General features: G+C 57.0%; 14 protein-coding genes. 6 read left to right on the top strand and 8 right to left on the bottom strand.

Annotated elements, in window-relative coordinates:
• Window positions 1–35: 35 nt before the first annotated feature.
• A complete protein-coding gene (locus BHE81_RS16520; protein ID WP_004174129.1) occupies window positions 36–740 on the top strand; it encodes an N-acetylmannosamine-6-phosphate 2-epimerase in 705 nt (234 codons plus the stop codon).
• 54 nt (window positions 741–794) lie between these two features.
• Here the strand turns inward: BHE81_RS16520 and BHE81_RS16515 are convergent, their stop codons facing one another.
• Both BHE81_RS16515 and gltB read right to left on the bottom strand, forming a co-directional pair.
• Window positions 795–2,213: a glutamate synthase small subunit gene (locus BHE81_RS16515; protein ID WP_002918461.1), complete on the bottom strand. Its 1,419-nt coding sequence runs from the start codon at window positions 2,211–2,213 to the stop codon at window positions 795–797.
• 9 nt (window positions 2,214–2,222) lie between these two features.
• Entirely contained in the window at window positions 2,223–6,683 is a 4,461-nt protein-coding gene (gltB, locus tag BHE81_RS16510; protein WP_004144939.1) for a glutamate synthase large subunit, read from the bottom strand.
• Window positions 6,684–7,356: 673 nt separating this feature from the next.
• Between gltB and BHE81_RS16505 the strand changes: the two genes are divergently transcribed.
• Window positions 7,357–8,289, top strand: a complete 933-nt coding sequence (locus BHE81_RS16505; RefSeq protein ID WP_002918455.1) for a TIGR01212 family radical SAM protein — start codon at window positions 7,357–7,359, stop codon at window positions 8,287–8,289.
• A gap of 51 nt (window positions 8,290–8,340) precedes the next feature.
• Here BHE81_RS16505 and BHE81_RS16500 read toward each other — a convergent pair whose 3' ends face one another.
• The gene (locus BHE81_RS16500) at window positions 8,341–9,624 is read right to left on the bottom strand and encodes an MFS transporter (RefSeq protein ID WP_002918453.1); all 1,284 of its coding nucleotides are present in this window, start codon (window positions 9,622–9,624) and stop codon (window positions 8,341–8,343) included.
• An 85-nt stretch (window positions 9,625–9,709) separates the two neighbouring features.
• Entirely contained in the window at window positions 9,710–10,726 is a 1,017-nt protein-coding gene (locus tag BHE81_RS16495) for a Zn-dependent oxidoreductase (RefSeq protein WP_002918451.1), read from the bottom strand.
• A 296-nt stretch (window positions 10,727–11,022) separates the two neighbouring features.
• Between BHE81_RS16495 and uxuA the strand changes: the two genes are divergently transcribed.
• The 4 genes from uxuA to mtgA all read left to right on the top strand — a co-directional run bounded on the left by uxuA (window position 11,023) and on the right by mtgA (window position 16,182).
• Window positions 11,023–12,087: a mannonate dehydratase gene (gene uxuA, locus BHE81_RS16490; RefSeq protein WP_023342587.1), complete on the top strand. Its 1,065-nt coding sequence runs from the start codon at window positions 11,023–11,025 to the stop codon at window positions 12,085–12,087.
• A 146-nt stretch (window positions 12,088–12,233) separates the two neighbouring features.
• Window positions 12,234–14,573 (top strand): aerobic respiration two-component sensor histidine kinase ArcB, encoded by a 2,340-nt coding sequence (gene arcB, locus BHE81_RS16485; RefSeq protein ID WP_002918444.1) that lies wholly within the window; start codon window positions 12,234–12,236, stop codon window positions 14,571–14,573.
• Between the two features lie 233 nt (window positions 14,574–14,806).
• The gene (gene elbB / locus BHE81_RS16480; RefSeq protein ID WP_004181418.1) at window positions 14,807–15,460 is read left to right on the top strand and encodes an isoprenoid biosynthesis glyoxalase ElbB; all 654 of its coding nucleotides are present in this window, start codon (window positions 14,807–14,809) and stop codon (window positions 15,458–15,460) included.
• Window positions 15,457–16,182: a monofunctional biosynthetic peptidoglycan transglycosylase gene (gene mtgA, locus BHE81_RS16475; RefSeq protein WP_004174135.1), complete on the top strand. Its 726-nt coding sequence runs from the start codon at window positions 15,457–15,459 to the stop codon at window positions 16,180–16,182. Before elbB ends, mtgA begins: the two co-directional genes overlap by 4 nt.
• A 63-nt stretch (window positions 16,183–16,245) precedes the next feature.
• Here the strand turns inward: mtgA and npr are convergent, their stop codons facing one another.
• The 4 genes from npr to hpf all read right to left on the bottom strand — a co-directional run bounded on the left by npr (window position 16,246) and on the right by hpf (window position 18,261).
• Complete coding sequence (gene npr / locus BHE81_RS16470) at window positions 16,246–16,518, bottom strand: PTS phosphocarrier protein NPr (protein ID WP_002918431.1); 273 nt, start codon at window positions 16,516–16,518, stop codon at window positions 16,246–16,248.
• Complete coding sequence (gene rapZ, locus BHE81_RS16465) at window positions 16,515–17,369, bottom strand: RNase adapter RapZ (RefSeq protein WP_002918428.1); 855 nt, start codon at window positions 17,367–17,369, stop codon at window positions 16,515–16,517. The genes npr and rapZ overlap by 4 nt, the downstream gene beginning before the upstream one ends.
• A 45-nt stretch (window positions 17,370–17,414) precedes the next feature.
• Complete coding sequence (ptsN, locus tag BHE81_RS16460) at window positions 17,415–17,903, bottom strand: PTS IIA-like nitrogen regulatory protein PtsN (protein WP_004144926.1); 489 nt, start codon at window positions 17,901–17,903, stop codon at window positions 17,415–17,417.
• Between the two features lie 70 nt (window positions 17,904–17,973).
• Window positions 17,974–18,261 carry a ribosome hibernation promoting factor gene (gene hpf / locus BHE81_RS16455; RefSeq protein ID WP_110246561.1) on the bottom strand — a complete coding sequence of 96 codons (288 nt, stop codon included), beginning with the start codon at window positions 18,259–18,261 and terminating at the stop codon, window positions 17,974–17,976.
• Between the last annotated feature and the right edge of the window lie 22 nt (window positions 18,262–18,283).

Here is an 18,283-nt window from a genome sequence, read left to right as displayed (position 1 = left end):
TCGTCATCGCCACAGGTAGTTTTTAGGGAGCAGACATGTCTTTACTCGCACAACTGGACCAGCGTATCCGTCATCATGGCGGATTAATTGTCTCCTGCCAGCCGGTGCCGGGCAGTCCGCTGGATAATCCCGCTATCGTCGCGGCAATGGCGCTGGCGGCTGAGCAGGCGGGAGCGGTAGCGCTGCGCATCGAAGGCCAGGCCAACCTGCAGGCCGTTCGTCCGTTAGTGACGGTGCCCGTTATTGGGTTGATCAAACGCGATTTGCCCGATAGCCCGGTGCGTATTACGCCGTGGCTGGAAGATATCGACGCGCTGGCGCAGGGCGGAGCGGATATTATTGCTATTGACGGCACCCAGCGTCAGCGTCCGGCGTCAGTGTCGGCGCTATTAGCAGAAATTCATCGGCTGGGAAAAGTGGCGATGGCCGATTGCTCATCTCTCGACGATGCTCTCGAGTGCTGGCAGTTGGGGGCTGAGATTGTCGGCACGACTCTCTCCGGCTATACCGCAGAAGAGACGCCGGATGAGCCGGATCTGGCGCTGGTGCAATGCCTGAGCGTGGCGGGCTGCAGAGTGATTGCCGAAGGGCGCTATAACACGCCTGCCCAGGCGGCGGAGGCGATGCGCTGCGGCGCGTGGGCGGTGACCGTCGGCTCGGCGATTACCCGCCTGGAGCATATCTGCGGCTGGTATAATACGGCGCTGAAAGCGGCGGTTTACCCGGCGAATGAGCAATAAAAAAGCCCGATGACGTTAACCATCGGGCTTTTATGCGTGAGGCTCCGGACCTAATCAGACTTCAAGGTAGTTGAGGATCCCGTCCGCCGCTTTACGACCTTCGGCAATCGCGGTGACCACCAGATCGGAACCGCGAACGATATCGCCACCGGCGAAGATTTTCGGGTTGCTGGTCTGGAAGGCGTTTTCGCTGCCTTCCGGGGCGATAATACGGCCCTGGGAGTCCAGTTCGACGCTGTGCTTCGCCAGCCACTCCATGCTGTGCGGACGGAAGCCAAACGCCATGACTACGGCGTCAGCCGGCACCACGTGCTCAGAGCCGGGGACGATCTCCGCGCGGCGGCGGCCCTTCGCATCCGGCTGGCCCATTTCGGTGCGCGCCATCTTCACGCCGCAAACCTTACCGTTGGCATTCACTTCCACGCCCAGCGGCTGGACGTTAAACTGGAACTCAACGCCTTCTTCGCGCGCGTTTTTCACTTCGCGTTTTGAGCCGGGCATGTTCTCTTCGTCACGGCGATAGGCGCAGATCACGTGCGCCGCATTCTGACGGACGGAGGTGCGTACGCAGTCCATCGCGGTGTCGCCACCGCCGAGCACCACCACGCGTTTGCCTTCCATGCTGACATAGGGCTCATCGGCGGTTTCACCAAAGCCCATGATCTGCTTAGTGTTAGCGATAAGGAACGGCAGCGCGTCGTAAACACCCGGGGCGTCTTCGTTGTCCAGTCCACCGCGCATCGACTGATAGGTCCCGACGCCGAGGAACACCGCATCGTACTCCTTCAGCAGGTCGTCGAGCTGCACGTCGCGGCCCACTTCGGTATTGAGTTTGAACTCAATGCCCATGCCGGTGAAGATCTCCCGGCGGCGGGTCATCACCTCTTTTTCCAGCTTGAACGCTGGGATACCGAAGGTCAGCAGGCCGCCGATTTCCGGATGGCGGTCAAATACCACCGCCTTGACGCCGTTACGGGTCAGCACGTCGGCGCAGGCGAGGCCCGCTGGGCCAGCGCCGATGATCGCGACGGTTTTACCGGTCGGCTTCACGTCGGAGAGATCCGGACGCCAGCCCATCTCGAATGCCTTATCGTTGATATAGCGTTCGATGTTGCCGATGGTCACCGCGCCGAACTCATCGTTCAGCGTACAGGAGCCTTCACACAGGCGGTCCTGCGGGCAGACGCGCCCGCAGACTTCCGGCAGAGTGTTGGTTTGATGCGACAGCTCGGCCGCTTCAAAAATACGCCCCTCGTTGGCCAGCTTCAGCCAGTTCGGGATGTAGTTATGCACCGGGCACTTCCATTCGCAGTACGGGTTGCCACAGGAGAGGCAGCGATCCGCCTGCGCCTTGGCCTGGCCTTCTGAAAACGGCTCGTAAATTTCCACAAACTCAATTTTACGGATCTTCAGCGGTTTCTTTGGCGGATCAACGCGCTGCAGGTCGATAAATTGATAAACGTTCTGACTCATCTTAACCCCTTACTGCGCCTGCACCCGCAGCTCAGCTGCGGAACGACTACGGTGACCCAACAGTGCTTTAACATCGCTGGACTTTGGTTTAACCAGCGCAAACTTCGCGGAGAAGGCCGGCCAGTTGGCGAGGATCTCTTCGCCGCGTTGCGAACCGGTAAGCTGTACGTGCTCGGTGATTAAACCGCGCAGGTGCTCTTCATGGATGGCCAGAGAATCAACGTCCAGTACTTCCACCAGCTCCGGGTTCACGCGTTTGCGGAAGTCGCCATCTTCATCCAGGACATAGGCAAAGCCGCCGGTCATCCCTGCGCCAAAGTTGACGCCGGTTTTTCCGAGCACGCAGACGATGCCGCCGGTCATATATTCGCAGCCGTTGTCGCCGATGCCTTCCACCACGGTGATGGCGCCGGAGTTACGCACGGCGAAACGCTCGCCCGCGCGGCCTGCGGCGTACAGACGACCACCGGTCGCGCCGTACAGGCAGGTGTTGCCGATAATACTGGCTTCATGGCTGCGGAACGCAGAGCCCACCGGCGGACGAATGGCCAGCAGACCGCCCGCCATGCCTTTCCCGACGTAGTCGTTGGCGTCGCCAGTCAGATGCAGTTCCACGCCGCCGGCGTTCCACACGCCGAAGCTCTGGCCCGCGGTGCCGCTAAAGTGAGCGACGATCGGGTCGCCCGCCAGTCCCTGGTCGCCATGGGTCTGGGCGATATACCCGGACAGCGAGGCCCCCACGGAGCGGTCGGTGTTACGGATATCAAACCAGAACGTCTTGCTCTGCTTTTCATCCACGTACGGTTTCGCCTGCTGCAGCAGCTGGGCGTTGAGCACGCCGTTATCGAACGGTGGGTTGTTCTCGGTGCAGTACAGCGCTTTGCCCGGATGCGGCTCTGCGGTCTCCAGCAGTTTACCCAGATCCAGTTTCTGCTGCTTGGCGGTGAACCCATCCAGCTCTTTGAGCAGATCGGTGCGGCCAATCAGATCCACCAGACGCTTGACGCCCAGCTGGGCCATCAGCTCGCGGGTCTCACGGGCGATAAATTCAAAGTAGTTGGTCACTTTGAACGGCAGACCGTGATAGTGATTCTTACGCAGTTTGTCATCCTGGGTCGCCACGCCGGTAGCGCAGTTGTTCAGGTGGCAAATACGCAGGTATTTACAGCCCAGCGCGACCATCGGGCCGGTACCGAAACCGAAGCTCTCCGCGCCGAGGATCGCCGCTTTGATGATATCAAGACCGGTTTTCAGGCCGCCATCCACCTGCAGACGGATCTTATGACGCAGACCGTTAGCGACCAGCGCCTGCTGGGTTTCCACCAGGCCGAGCTCCCACGGACAGCCGGCATATTTCACCGAAGAGAGCGGGCTCGCCCCGGTGCCGCCGTCGTAGCCGGCGATGGTGATCAGGTCGGCATAGGCTTTGGCCACGCCGGTGGCGATGGTGCCAACGCCCGGCTCAGAAACCAGTTTGACCGAAATCATCGCTTTCGGATTGACCTGCTTGAGGTCGAAAATCAGCTGCGCCAGATCCTCGATAGAGTAGATATCGTGGTGCGGCGGCGGGGAAATCAGCGTGACGCCCGGTACCGAATAGCGCAGTTTGGCGATGTACGGGGTGACTTTATCACCCGGCAGCTGGCCACCTTCACCCGGTTTCGCCCCCTGGGCGACTTTGATCTGGATGACGTCGGCATTGACCAGGTAGGCTGGCGTGACGCCGAAGCGGCCGGACGCGACCTGCTTGATGCGCGACACTTTATTAGTGCCGTAGCGCGCCGGGTCTTCACCGCCTTCACCGGAGTTGGAGAAGCCGCCGATGCTGTTCATCGCTTCCGCCAGCGACTCGTGCGCTTCCGGGCTCAGGGCGCCGATCGACATCGCCGCGGTATCGAAGCGTTTAAACAGCTCCTTCGCCGGCTCTACTTCGTCGATGCTGATGGCGTCTTCGCCTGGGTTGAGCGCCAGCAGGTCGCGCAGCGTGGCCGCTGGACGTTCGTTAACCAGTTTCGCGTATTGTTGATAATCGCTGTATTCGCCGCTCTGCACGGCCTGCTGCAGGGTGCGCACCACGTCCGGGTTGTAGGCATGATATTCGCCGCCGTGCACATATTTCAGCAAACCGCCCTGGGCCAGCGGCTTACGCGCCAGCCAGGCGCGTTTCGACAGATTCAGCAGATCCTGCTGGAAGTCGTCGAAGCTGGCGCCGCCGATGCGGCTGACCACGCCCTGGAAGCAGAGATCGGAGACATCGCGATGCAGACCGACCGCTTCGAACAGCTTCGAGCAGCGGTAGGAGGCGATGGTCGAGATCCCCATCTTGGACATGATCTTATACAGACCTTTATTGATACCGTTGCGATAGTTCAGCATCACCGCACGGTACGGTTTATCGATGGCTTTGCTGTCGACCAGCTTCGCCAGCGTTTCGTAGGCGAGGTATGGATAGATAGCCGTCGCCCCAAAGCCGAGCAGCACGGCGAAGTGGTGCGGATCGCGGGCGCTGGCGGTTTCAACGATGATGTTGGCATCGCAGCGCAGGCTTTTATCGACCAGACGGGTCTGGATCGCGCCAACGGCCATCGGCGCCGGTACCGGCAGACGGTCTTTGGCGATGTTGCGGTCAGAGAGCACCAGCAGCACGGTGCCGTCGCGCACCATTTGCTCCGCTTTATCGCACAGCGCTTTCACCGTCTCGCTGAGGGAGGCCTCTGCCGGGTTGAACGTGATATCGAGGACGTCGGCGCGATAGTGCTCTTCTTCCATCGTCGTCAGCTGTTTAAAATCGGAGTACAGCAGGATCGGCGATTTGAAGCTCAGACGATGCGCCTGGCCTTCCGCTTCGCAGAAGACGTTCATTTCGCGGCCGATGCTGGTAGCCAGCGACATGACGTGCGCTTCGCGCAGCGGGTCGATCGGCGGGTTAGTCACCTGGGCGAACTGCTGACGGAAGTAATCGTAGATAATGCGCGGCTGGCTGGAGAGCACGGCGAAAGGCGTGTCATCGCCCATCGAACCGACTGCTTCCTGGCCATTTTCGCCGAGCACGCGCAGGACGGAGTCCAGCTCTTCCGCGCTGTAGTTAAACTGTTTCTGGTAGCTGGCGAGCGTGTCGTCATCCAGCTGGCGACTGCCAACCTCTTCGTCCGGCAGATCTTCGAACGGCACCAGGCGACGAACGTTTTTCTCCATCCACTCTTTATACGGGTGGCGGCTCTTCAGATCGTCATCGGTTTCCGCTGAGTGCAGAATGCGTCCGGCACGGGTATCGATAACCATCAGCTCGCCCGGGCCCACGCGGCCTTTCTCGACCACTTCGTCAGGCTGGTAATCCCAGATGCCGACTTCGGAGGCGCAGGTGATGAGCTTATCTTTGGTAATGACGTAGCGCGCCGGGCGCAGACCGTTACGGTCGAGGTTACAGGCCGCGTAGCGGCCATCGGACATGACGATGCCCGCCGGGCCGTCCCACGGCTCCATATGCATGGAGTTAAAGTCGAAGAATGAACGCAGCTCCGGATCCATATCCGGGTTGTTCTGCCAGGCTGGCGGCACCAGCAGACGCATGGCGCGCACGATGTCCATCCCGCCGGCCAGCAGCAGCTCCAGCATGTTGTCCATGGAACTGGAGTCGGAGCCGGTTTCGTTAACGAACGGCGCGGCGTCGTGCAGGTCAGGGATCAGCGGGGTCTGGAACTTATAGGTACGGGCGCGGGCCCACTGGCGGTTGCCGGTAATGGTGTTAATTTCACCGTTGTGCGCCAGGTAGCGGAACGGCTGCGCCAACGGCCAGCGTGGTACGGTGTTGGTGGAGAAGCGCTGGTGGAACAGGCAGATAGCCGACTCCAGGCGCAGGTCCGCGAGGTCCAGGTAGAAGCGCGGCAAATCCGCCGGCATACACAGACCTTTATAGATGTTGACCAGATTGGACAAGCTACAAACGTAGAAATCTTTGTCTTCCTGCAGGCGTTTTTCAATGCGACGACGCGCAATAAACAGACGGCGCTCCATATCGCGCGGGCGCCAGCCAGCCGGGGCGTTGACAAAGATTTGCTCAATACGGGGCAGCGAGGAGAGGGCGATTTCACCGAGCACGCCTTCGTTGGTCGGCACATCGCGCCAGCCGACAATCGACAGGGTCTCAAGCTGAAGTTCTTCTTCAACGATGCGGCGCGCCGCTTTAGCCAGCTCAGGATCTTTATTCAGGAACAGCATCCCAACGGCGTAGTTTTTGGCTAAACGCCAGCCGCGCTCTTCGGCAACGATGCGGAAGAAACGATCGGGTTTTTGCAGCAGCAGACCGCAACCGTCGCCGGTTTTACCATCGGCAAGGATTGCGCCACGGTGCTGCATGCGGGCCAGTGCGTGTATTGCGGTTCGCACTACCTTGTGGCTAGGTTCGCCTTCTATGTGGGCGATCAGGCCGAAACCACAGTTATCCCTCTCAAGGGATTTGTCGTACAACATATCAGTGAACCTCCCCAGGCTCTACGGACACCCTCCGATACCGATTGCGCACAGGCACAGAAAGAGCATGGCGACGGGGTTTACACCTCGCATTCGCCCTCTTTAAATCCTTTTCGCATCGGTACACAAGTTTGAGGACTTGCTGTTAAGAGGGAATCTCAATTACTGCATAAATATGATGAGCAGAGTGCTCATCCAGAAAGCTTCCAGCGGATTCCCAACTTATCGGGAATCCACACTTACGTCAAATGGCAATCTTATTAATACAAAAATGTGCTATACACAAGTTAACTAATTGTTATTAAAGAAAATAATGGCAATTTTTATGCTTTGAATACGCCTGCTGGTGGTGCGGCTAGTGTGATCTGTCTCACTGTGCACGCGGCTTTGCATTACCAATATGCGCTGAAATATATTTCATTATTAGCATATTTGACTGCAATATTTTTAACTACTGGACATTAATACCGTTTTTTACCAGAAAGCAGATTAGGGCAATGCGAAGATAAAATATAAGGAAAACTCATCACCTGGTGGTTGAATGAAATTGCAGTAATCTTGATTGTTTATGCAATAGGGTTGGTCGCCGCGCTGACGATTGATCCAGGTCATCGCCATCGGTGACGAAAAGTGGCAGGCTTGGCCCCCTTTGTTGAGGGCGGTCTATCAGATTATGCAGTTACAGAAATTAGTCAATATGTTTGGTGGGGATCTTATGCGTCGCTATGGCGAAAAGGTCCATAAGCTAACGCTGCACGGCGGTTTTAGCTGCCCAAACCGCGACGGCACGCTGGGCCGCGGCGGTTGCACTTTCTGTAACGTGGCATCGTTTGCCGATGAGGCGCAGCAGCATCGCTCTATCGCCGAACAGCTCGCTCATCAGGCGCAGCTCGTCAACCGGGCGAAGCGCTATCTGGCCTATTTTCAGGCCTACACCAGCACCTTCGCTGAAGTGCAGGTGCTCCGTTCAATGTATCGTCAGGCCGTCAGTGCCGCAAATATCGTTGGCCTGTGCGTCGGCACCCGCCCGGACTGCGTTCCGCAGGCGGTCCTTGACCTGCTGAGTGAATACCATCAGCAAGGGTATGAGGTATGGCTGGAGCTGGGGCTGCAAACTGCTCATGATAAGACCCTGCATCGCATTAACCGTGGACACGATTTCGCCTGTTATCAGCGTACCGCGCGCCTGGCGCGAGAGCGGGGGCTGAAAGTCTGTGCGCATCTGATCGTCGGTCTGCCCGGAGAGAGCCAGGGGCATTGTCTGCAGACGCTGGAGCAGGTAGTGGCGACCGGCGTGGATGGGATCAAATTGCATCCACTGCATATTGTGAAAGGCAGCATTATGGCCAAAGCGTGGCAGGCCGGGCGTCTCGATGGCATTGAGCTGGAGGCGTATACCGTCACCGCTGGAGAGATGATCCGCCATACGCCGCCGGAGGTGATCTACCACCGTATTTCCGCCAGCGCCCGTCGGCCCACGCTGTTGGCGCCGCTGTGGTGTGAAAATCGCTGGACCGGCATGGTTGAACTGGATCGTTATCTGAATCAGCAGGGCGCTCAGGGCTCGGCGCTGGGCCGTAGCTGGGTTGCTCCCCAGGCTGAGTGAGAAGTACGAGCGCGATGTCCGGAACAATGCCGGACATCGCGCTCCTGCCATTTATGCCTGGCTGGCTTTCATCGTCACACGCGGAGTTTTGATCACGAACAGCACCAGCAGGGCGCCAAGCGCGGCGATAGTGCCGGCGAGAACGAAAGCGCTGTCAAATTTACCAGTAGACTGCACGATATAGCCGGTAACAATCGGCCCCACGATGCCGGAGACGCTGCCGATAAGATGGATAAAGCCGCTGGCGCCGCCGACGCGGGATTTATGCACCACGTCCTGGATAATCGCCCAGTAGATCGCCCCGGTTACATAGAGGAAAAAGATGGAGACCGACATCAGCAGAACGGCAGGCACGACGCTGCTGACGGTACCCGCCAGTCCCACGCAGATAGCGGCCATCAGCAGGCATACCACCAGCACAATTTTGCGCGACAGCAGCAGGCGCCCGGTGAGTTTAAAAATTTTATCGGAAATATAGCCCCCAAGCGCCAGACCGACAAAGCCGACTATCCATGGGATCATAGTGGTAAGGCTCATCTGTTTAATATCCAGATGGTGCTGTTGTACCAGATAGGACGGGAACCAGCTGAGAAAGAAAAACAGAATATAGTTGTAGCAGAAGAAGGCAAAGGCCGTTACCAGAATAATTGGCTGTTTCAAATAATAACCCAGCGAGTGAGCTGTTTGATTTTCTATTGTTTCCAGCGCGACTTCTTCTTCTTTCATTTTATTAATCAGCTTAAGTTCTTCCTGGCTGACTTTTTTATGCTTTTCGGGCGAATTAGCGGCAATGAAAAACCACGCTATCATCCATACAATACCGATAGCGAAAATAATCATAAAAGCCGGGCGCCAGCCGAATGCCAGGGCCAGGTAACCGACGATGGGGCCGGCGACCGCGCCGCCCAGCGGAGAGCCTGCGCTGAGAAAGCCGACGGCGGTAGCCGCTTGCTTTTTAGGAAACCAGCCGTTGATCATCTTGTTCGCCGATGCGCAGATCGGGCCTTCCGCCATCCCGAAAAGCACCCGCAGCACCAGCATGGAATAAAAGCCGGTGGCTACCGCGGTTAAGCCGCAAAACAGCGACCACAGACCGACCGCCAGGCCCATTACCAGCGTTGCGCCAAACTTATCCACGGCCAAACCGCCAATAAAATTAAATACCGCGTAGCCGAAGAAAAAGCTGCCGAAAATAATGCCGAATTGTTCAGCGTTAAGTGCAAGGTCCTTTTCAATCATCGGGACCGTAATGGATAATGCCACCCGGTCCAGATAATTTATCATATATACTAAAAATAATAACAGGACGATAATCCAGCGGATATTTTTTCCCATGATAACACCATGCTCATTATATTATTTATATCAGGCGCGGCGGATACGCAGATATCCGTCGGCCGTTATTCTATACGATGCCGGTTTAACCCAGCTGCAGCAGCACTTTGCAGCAGGTCTTACGGTCGTTAGCAAAAATCTCCATGGCCTCTTTCACCTGCTCCAGCGGCATACAATGGGTGATTAACGCCTCCGGACGAATAAGGCCTTTCTCCATCCAGTCGATGACCAGCGGAAAACGCCCGCTGTTCAGCCGGGAGGAGAAAATAGAAATTTCTTTACTGGTGATGCTTTGCTGAGTGAGGGTCGAGGCCTCGCCGGAGAAACCGAGTATACCGATGCGGGCGGCGGGGGAGGCGAGGAGAATGGCTTCCTGCAGGATCGCCGGGTGGCAGGCGGCATCAATGACCAGCGTGGGGGCAAGCTGCCGCTGCGCCAGCTGTTCCGCGAGCGGCTGGTCAGTGTTATCGAGCGTCAGATCGGCGCCGTTTTCCCGGGCCATCTGCAGACGTTCGGCAATGCGATCCACGACGATCACCTGCTTAACGCCATATACCCCCTTTAGCGCCTGAATGATCGTCAGCCCCATCGGGCCAGCGCCGTAAACCAGGGCAATATCTTGCGCCGTGGGCTGCAGCTGGGCGGTAATATTTGCCGCGATGGTAAAAGGCTCAACCATCGTTGCCTGACGGTCGCTGATAGCCTCGGGGATGCGCCAGGCATTTTTCGCCGGCACGCAGGCATAGTCGCTAAATCCCCCGTCGCGGTGAACTCCTATGACCTGGAGCTGCGTACAGACATTCGGCCTTCCTACCGAGCAAGGATAACAATGGCCGCAGCTGACAACGGGGTCCACCGCGACACGCTCGCCGATGCGTGCCGGAGATACCTGCTCGCCGACGGCGTCGATGATGCCATAGAATTCATGGCCGATGACGCGGGGATATTTCGCGAAAGGGTTGTGGCCGTGATAGATGTGTACATCGGAACCACAGATCCCAGCAAAAGCAATTTTCACCCGTACTTCATGGGCGCCCGGAACTGGAACCGGACGTGATTCAATGTTCAGTTGGCCTGGCTCTTTGACGACGACGCTTCTCATTTTGATTCCTTCCATTGTCTTTTTTCTGAACAAATTACGCTACTTTTATTACCATACAAGTATGCAAAAGATCATAATCAGGCCTGGATCACATTTGAGAAAGCTCGGCAGAAAAAGCCATGGCATGATTAATCTATTGAAATAAATTGAAAAAAATTATGAATGCGCCGACGCATTCACCGCTGGCGAGCCGGTCGGCAGGAATGTGATCGCTATCACGACAGCCAACGCTCAATCATCTATGATTACTGGTATGGTAGTAGGGTAAATTAAACTAAGTTGAGCAGGTGAAGACAATGCAGATGACAATGCGCTGGTTTGGACCAGAGGAAGACAAGATTTCATTAGAACATATTCGCCAGGTGCCTGGCGTTGAGGGGGTGGTCGGCGCGCTCTACGACGTCGCGGTGGGCGAAGTATGGCCGGGGGATAAAATTGAGCGTCTGGTCGGTCAGGCCCATGCCGCAGGCCTGAAAATGGAGGTGATAGAGAGCGTCAACATCCATGACGACATCAAAATCGGCCTACCTACCCGTGAGCGCTATATTGCCAACTACCAGCAGACCATCCGCAACCTTGCCCGCTTTGGCGTTAAAGTCATCTGCTATAACTTCATGCCGGTTTTCGACTGGATGAAGACGGATATGAACTACGTCCTGCCGGATGGCTCGCTGACGATGGCGTTTGAGAAGAAAGATATCGATAAGCGGCTGGAAGACGTGGTGAAGGAGGTGCTTGAGAATTCAAACGGCTTCGCCTTGCCGGGCTGGGAGCCGGAACGGCTGGCGGAGGTGCAGACCCTGTTTGCCAAATATAGCGCGGTGGATGATCAGAAGCTGCGGGAGAACCTGGTTTATTTTCTGCAGGCGGTGATCCCGGTTTGCGAAGAGGTTGGGGTGAAAATGGCGATCCACCCGGACGACCCGCCGTACTCCATTTTTGGCCTGCCGCGGGTGGTCAAAAACCGCGACGATCTGGACTGGATCTGCCGGGCCGTCGATTCACCCGCCAACGGCATTACGCTCTGCACCGGCTCGATTGCCGAAGATCCTGATAATGACGTGTACGCCATCCTGGCCGAATTTACGCGGCGTAAGCGAATTCATTTTGCCCACGTCCGCAATATAAAGCTGATGCAGGATAAAGACTTTTACGAGTGCGCCCATCCGTCAGAGTACGGCTCCCTGGATATGTACAAAGTGATGCAAGCGCTGTATGACAACGGATTCGACGGCTATATTCGCCCGGATCATGGTCGCTTTATCTGGGGAGAGACCGGACGGCCGGGCTATGGCCTGTTCGACCGCGCCCTCGGCGTAACCTACCTGAAAGGACTCTGGGAGGCGTTAAGCAAGCGTTAATCCCTCTTCTGATCCCCCTCTTTTGCGGCTGGTTCGCCTCAGCGGCCGGCCGCCGTATCGACTCCTGCCCGCATTTTTTGCACAACTTACAGCGCATTGCTCAGAATTGAGTATTATTGTGCGGAGTTGTCGTGAAGGAATCCCCTATGAAGCAAATTCGTATGCTGGCGCAGTATTATGTCGACCTGATGATGAAGCTGGGTCTGGTCCGCTTTTCGATGCTGTTGGCTCTTGCGCTGGTGGTGCTGGCCATCGTGGTACAGATGGCGGTTACCATGGTGCTGCATGGCCAGGTTGAAAGTATCGACGTTATCCGCTCTATCTTCTTTGGCCTGCTGATCACGCCTTGGGCGGTCTACTTTCTCTCGGTGGTGGTGGAGCAGCTCGAAGAGTCCCGTCAGCGTCTTTCGCGGCTGGTGGACAAGCTGGAGGAGATGCGTGAGCGCGATCTAAAGCTGAACGTCCAACTGAAAGATAACATCGCGCAGTTGAATCAGGAGATTGGCGAACGTGAAAAAGCGGAAGCCGAGCGCGAGACCACCCTCGAGCAGTTGAAGATTGAGATGAAAGAGCGTGAAGAGACACAGATCCAGCTCGAACAGCAATCCTCCTTTCTGCGCTCTTTCCTTGATGCTTCCCCGGACCTGGTCTTCTATCGCAATGAGGATAAGGAGTTTTCAGGCTGTAACCGGGCGATGGAGCTGCTGACCGGCAAAAGCGAGAAACAGCTGATCCACCTCAAACCGCAGGACGTCTATAGCGAAGAGGCGGCGGAAAAGGTACTGGAGACCGACGAGAAGGTGTTCCGCCATAATGTATCGCTGACCTATGAGCAGTGGCTGGACTATCCCGATGGCCGCAAAGCGTGCTTTGAAATCCGCAAGGTCCCCTACTACGATCGCGTCGGTAAGCGTCGCGGCCTGATGGGCTTCGGCCGCGATATCACCGAACGTAAACGCTATCAGGACGCTCTTGAGCGCGCCAGCCGGGATAAAACCACCTTTATTTCCACCATCAGTCATGAGCTGCGTACCCCGCTAAACGGGATCGTCGGGCTGAGCCGAATTTTGCTGGATACCGAACTGACCAGCGAACAGGAAAAATACCTGAAAACTATCCATGTATCGGCGGTGACGCTGGGGAATATCTTCAATGATATTATCGACATGGACAAAATGGAGCGCCGCAAGGTGCAGCTCGATAACCAGCCGGTGGACTTCACCAGCTTCCTTGCCGACCTTGAAAACCTATCCGGCCTGCAGGCACAGCAGAAGGGGCTGCGCTTTGTGCTGGAGCCGAGCCTGCCGCTGCCGCATAAGGTAATCACGGATGGGACCCGCCTGCGGCAGATCCTGTGGAATCTTATCAGCAACGCCGTGAAGTTTACCCCGCAGGGCGGAGGGGTGAACGTCCGCGTGCGCTATGACGAAGGCGATATCCTGCACTTCGAAGTGGAAGACTCCGGAATTGGTATTCCTGAAGCGGAACAAGACAAAATTTTCGCCATGTATTACCAGGTCAAAGACAGCCACGGCGGCAAACCGGCCACCGGAACCGGGATTGGTCTCGCCGTCTCGCGTCGCCTGGCGCGTAATATGGGCGGTGATATCAGCGTTACCAGCCAGCCGGGTAAAGGGGCGACCTTTACGCTTACCGTCCATGCGCCTGCCATTGCGGAAGAAGTGGAAGATACGCTGGCGGAAGACGACATGCCATTACCGGCGCTCAACGTGCTGCTGGTTGAGGACATTGAGCTCAACGTTATTGTGGCCCGTTCAGTGCTGGAAAAACTGGGTAACAGCGTTGATGTGGCGATGACCGGGAAAGCCGCGCTGGAGATGTTTGAGCCAGGCGAATATGACCTTGTGCTGTTGGATATTCAGTTACCGGACATGACCGGACTGGATATTTCCCGGGAACTGAAACAGCGCTTTGCCGCTGACGAGCTACCGCCGCTGGTCGCCCTGACCGCCAACGTGCTGAAGAATAAGAAAGAGTATCTCGACGCCGGAATGGACGATGTGTTGAGTAAGCCGCTATCGGTGCCAGCGCTGACGGCCATGATCAAGAAATTCTGGGATGCACCGGATGAGGAAGCGCAGGAAGCGCCGGCGGCCGATCTGCATAAAGCCGACGCGGTGCTGGATACCGATATGCTGGAGCAATATATCGAGCTGGTGGGACCGAAGCTTATCAACGATGGTCTCGCGGTGTTTGAGAAGATGATGCCGGGCTACATGTCCGTTCTGGAGTCTAATCTGACCGCCCGCGACCAAAAAGGGATTGTCGAAGAGGGACATAAGATCAAAGGGGCGGCCGGTTCTATCGGACTGCGCCACATCCAGCAGCTGGGCCAGCAGATCCAGACTCCGGATCTGCCTGCCTGGTCTGATAATGTCGCTGAATGGGTTGAAGAGATGAAATCCGAGTGGCAAAACGATGTAGCGGTACTGAAGGCGTGGGTGGCGAAAGCCAGCAAAAAATGACCCCGGACAGACCGGGGTGCGCGAATACTGCGCCAACACCAGGGAACTGGTGGTTGAGCCAGTGTTGTTTGAGTGATGTTGTTACGTGGCGCAACCGAAGAAGTGGATTGCTCGCTCATTAAGATAGCAAAGCTTAACTAATTTGTTACATGAATCAGTAAAATATGTGAAGCATAGCGAGTTAATCGACATTTTTGACTGGTTTCAGCGAGTTGCATGGAGGAGCGAAAGCGATGAAAAAAATTGGTGTGGTACTGGGCGGCTGCGGCGTGTACGACGGCAGTGAAATCCATGAGGCGGTGATTACCCTGCTGGCGATCGCGCGCAACGGCGCGCAGGCAGTGTGCTTTGCGCCCGATAAACCGCAGCGCGATGTCATCAACCATCTAACCGGGGAGGCGATGCCAGAGCAGCGCAATGTGCTGGTGGAAGCAGCGCGTATCGCCCGCGGCGACATCCTGCCGCTGGCGCAGGCGCGTGCGGAGACGCTGGACGCGCTGATCGTCCCTGGCGGCTTCGGCGCGGCGAAAAATCTAAGCAGCTTCGCCGCCGAGGGCAGCGAATGCCAGGTGGATCCCGATCTGCGGGCCCTGGCGCTGGCGATGCATCAGACCGGCAAGCCGCTGGGCTTTATGTGCATTGCCCCGGCGATGCTGCCGAAAATCTTTGCGTTTCCGCTGCGGATAACCATTGGGACCGATCTTGATACCGCCGATGTGGTGGAAGAGATGGGGGCAGAGCACGTGCCTTGCCCGGTCGACGACATCGTGGTGGATGAAGACAACAAAGTGGTCACCACTCCGGCGTATATGCTGGCGGAGGACATTGCGCAAGCCGCCACCGGAATTGAGAAGCTGGTGGCCCGCGTGCTGGCGCTGAGCGCATGAGGCTCCGCGTTGCGCCCCTTGCGCTGCTAAAACGTCTGGCATTGCGTCTGCTGCTGATCGCCGCCGTTTTCTGGGGCGGGGGGATCGCGCTGTTTAGCGTGCTGCCGGTGCCGTTTTCGGCGGTGATGCTTGAGCGGCAGGTGAGCGCCTGGCTGTCCGGCGATTTCCATTATCTGGCGCATTCCGACTGGGTCGCTATGGATAAAATCTCCCCATGGATGGGGCTGGCGGTGATTGCCGCCGAAGATCAGAAGTTCCCGGAACACTGGGGGTTCGACGTGTCGGCGATTGAGAAAGCGCTGGCGCACAATGAACGTCACGAGACCCGCATCCGCGGCGCGTCAACGCTGTCGCAGCAGACGGCGAAAAACCTGTTTTTATGGGATGGCCGCAGCTGGCTGCGTAAGGGGCTGGAAGCCGGGCTGACTGTCGGGATCGAAACCGTGTGGAGTAAAAAGCGGATCCTGACCGTCTACCTGAATATTGCCGAGTTCGGCGATGGGATATTTGGTGTGGAAGCGGCCGCCCAGCGCTATTTTCATAAACCCGCCAGTCAGCTGACGCCGGGGGAAGCGGCTTTGCTGGCCGCGGTGCTGCCGAACCCGATCCGCTATCGCGCCGATGCGCCGTCAGGCTATGTGCGCAGTCGTCAGGCCTGGATCTTACGCCAGATGCGACAGCTGGGCGGGGAAGGGTTCATGCGCGAGCATAAGCTCTATTAGCGGGTTACTCCGGCGCCGGGGCTGGTATAGTCGCCAGTCGTCCGCCGCCGGGAAGCGTCACGTTTAGTCTTCGTCAAAGCCAGCGTTAAACAGGGCAATCACCGCGGCGAGGGCTTCAACTTCCTGCGGACCGCTGGCCTCCACCTCTATCTGTCGCCCTTTCGCCGAGTCCAGCATCAGCAGGGCAATCACGCTGTTGGCTTCCGCCTCCGTGCCTTCATCGTTGCGCAGCAGTACTTCGGCATCGAAATTCTGCATCAGTTCGAACAGCTTCATCGCCGGGCGGGCGTGCATGCCCAGCTTATTGGTGATTTCAACGGTCTGCTTTACGGTCATGATTTACGTTTTTCCAGCGTCCGATGACGAGACTGCACGTTCTTGCCGCGCGAGCGGAAGTAGTCAGCCAGTTGTTCAGCAATATAAACCGAACGATGTTTACCGCCGGTACAGCCAATGGCCACCGTCAGATAGCTGCGATTGTTGGTCTCCAGCATCGGTAACCATAGCTCAAGATAGCTTCGGGTCTGATAAATAAAGTTGTGCACTTCAGTGTGCCGATCGAGGAAGGCGGCCACTGGTTTATCCAGACCGGTCATTGGACGCAGTTTCGGATCCCAGTGCGGGTTGGGCAGAAAGCGCACGTCAAAGACGTAATCGGCATCGATCGGAATACCGTGCTTGAAGCCGAAGGATTCGAAGACCATCGTCAGTTCACGCTCGCGTTTACCCAGCAGTCGGGTACGCAGCATCTCGGCCAGCTCATGCACCGACATTTCTGACGTATCGACGATCAGATCGGCGCGGGAGCGCAGGGGCTCCAGCAGATCGCTCTCTTCGTCGATGGCGCTTTCCAGCGACAGATTCTTGCTGGAGAGCGGGTGCAGACGACGGGTGTCGCTGTACCGGCGGATCAGGGTATTGCGGTCGGCATCAAGGAACAGCAGCTGCGGAGAAAAACATTCCGGCAGATTCTGCATCGCCTGCTCGAAGATCTCCGGGGATTCCGGCATGTTACGCACGTCGATGCTGACGGCCGCGGAGATATTACGGTCAGCCAGCGACCGCGCCAGGTCGGGCAGCAGCACGACCGGCAGGTTATCCACGCAGTAAAAGCCCATATCTTCCAGCGCTCGCAGAGCGACGGATTTCCCCGAGCCCGAGCGGCCGCTGACGATCATCAGTACCATGTACCGTTTCTCCTCAGTACGATAAAGGATAAGGTGCGACTGCCGTTATGCGTCATCGCTGCTTCCTGCTTCGGTGATGATCTCATACAACTCTTCATCGCTCTGCGCCGCGCGCAGGCGACGACAAATCGCTTTGTCCGCCAGCCGTTTGGCCACCAGGGAGAGCGTATGCAGGTGAGTTTTTGTCTGGTCGGCCGGCACCAGCAGCGCGAACAGCAGGTCGACAGGCTGATTGTCGATCGCGTCGAAGGCGATGGGGGTTTCCAGCTGGACAAAAACGCCGACAGCACGCAGCGTATCCTCTTCCAGTTTTCCGTGGGGAATGGCGATACCATTGCCGATCCCGGTACTGCCCATTTTTTCGCGGGTGAGGATCGCTTCGAACACCACCTGCGGCGGCAAACTTAACTGTTTGGCGGCCAGTTCGCTGATGATTTCCAGAGCACGCTTCTTGCTCTGGCAGTGCACCTGGCTACGGGTACATTCCTGGTTCAGGACGTTGCTCAGTTGTAGAGCCGAATCGTTGTTCATCATAATTTCACCTGAGCGCCCCCGCGCCCGTCGCCGATGATATCCAGCGGCGGGCGCAAGGGGGCCCGGACAATTAGTGTTGTTTTAGTTTATCTTTGTGCTTCGTTAACTGTCTTGCCAGCTTGTCGATAAGACCATCGACAGCCGCATACATATCCTGCCCTTCCGCACTGGCCTGGATTTCGCCACCGTTGACATGCAGATTCGCGTCCGCAATTTGCGTCACTTTCTCTACTTTTAACACAATATAGACCTGATTGATCCGGTCGAAAAATTGCTCCAGCTTGCTGAACTTCGCCGTAACGAATTCGCGCATCGCAGGCGTAATTTCGACGTTGTGTCCTGTAATGTTGAGCTGCATAGTGTCTTCCTTATCGGTTATG

The organism is Klebsiella sp. AqSCr (assembly GCF_008452795.1).
Classification (GTDB): Bacteria; Pseudomonadota; Gammaproteobacteria; order Enterobacterales; family Enterobacteriaceae; genus Klebsiella; species Klebsiella pneumoniae.
This window is presented reverse-complemented; position numbering and strand designations above follow the sequence as displayed.

Coding starts and splice junctions, on each gene's coding strand:
- BHE81_RS16520 (WP_004174129.1), top strand. CDS start 36: ATGTCTTTACTCGCACAACTGGACCAGCGTATCCGTCATCATGGCGGA.
- npr (WP_002918431.1), bottom strand. CDS start 16,518: ATGACCGTAAAGCAGACCGTTGAAATCACCAATAAGCTGGGCATGCAC.
- uxuA (WP_023342587.1), top strand. CDS start 11,023: ATGCAGATGACAATGCGCTGGTTTGGACCAGAGGAAGACAAGATTTCA.
- gltB (WP_004144939.1), bottom strand. CDS start 6,683: ATGTTGTACGACAAATCCCTTGAGAGGGATAACTGTGGTTTCGGCCTG.
- BHE81_RS16515 (WP_002918461.1), bottom strand. CDS start 2,213: ATGAGTCAGAACGTTTATCAATTTATCGACCTGCAGCGCGTTGATCCG.
- ptsN (WP_004144926.1), bottom strand. CDS start 17,903: ATGATGAACAACGATTCGGCTCTACAACTGAGCAACGTCCTGAACCAG.
- mtgA (WP_004174135.1), top strand. CDS start 15,457: ATGAGGCTCCGCGTTGCGCCCCTTGCGCTGCTAAAACGTCTGGCATTG.
- arcB (WP_002918444.1), top strand. CDS start 12,234: ATGAAGCAAATTCGTATGCTGGCGCAGTATTATGTCGACCTGATGATG.
- BHE81_RS16495 (WP_002918451.1), bottom strand. CDS start 10,726: ATGAGAAGCGTCGTCGTCAAAGAGCCAGGCCAACTGAACATTGAATCA.
- BHE81_RS16505 (WP_002918455.1), top strand. CDS start 7,357: ATGCAGTTACAGAAATTAGTCAATATGTTTGGTGGGGATCTTATGCGT.
- rapZ (WP_002918428.1), bottom strand. CDS start 17,369: ATGGTACTGATGATCGTCAGCGGCCGCTCGGGCTCGGGGAAATCCGTC.
- hpf (WP_110246561.1), bottom strand. CDS start 18,261: ATGCAGCTCAACATTACAGGACACAACGTCGAAATTACGCCTGCGATG.
- BHE81_RS16500 (WP_002918453.1), bottom strand. CDS start 9,624: ATGGGAAAAAATATCCGCTGGATTATCGTCCTGTTATTATTTTTAGTA.
- elbB (WP_004181418.1), top strand. CDS start 14,807: ATGAAAAAAATTGGTGTGGTACTGGGCGGCTGCGGCGTGTACGACGGC.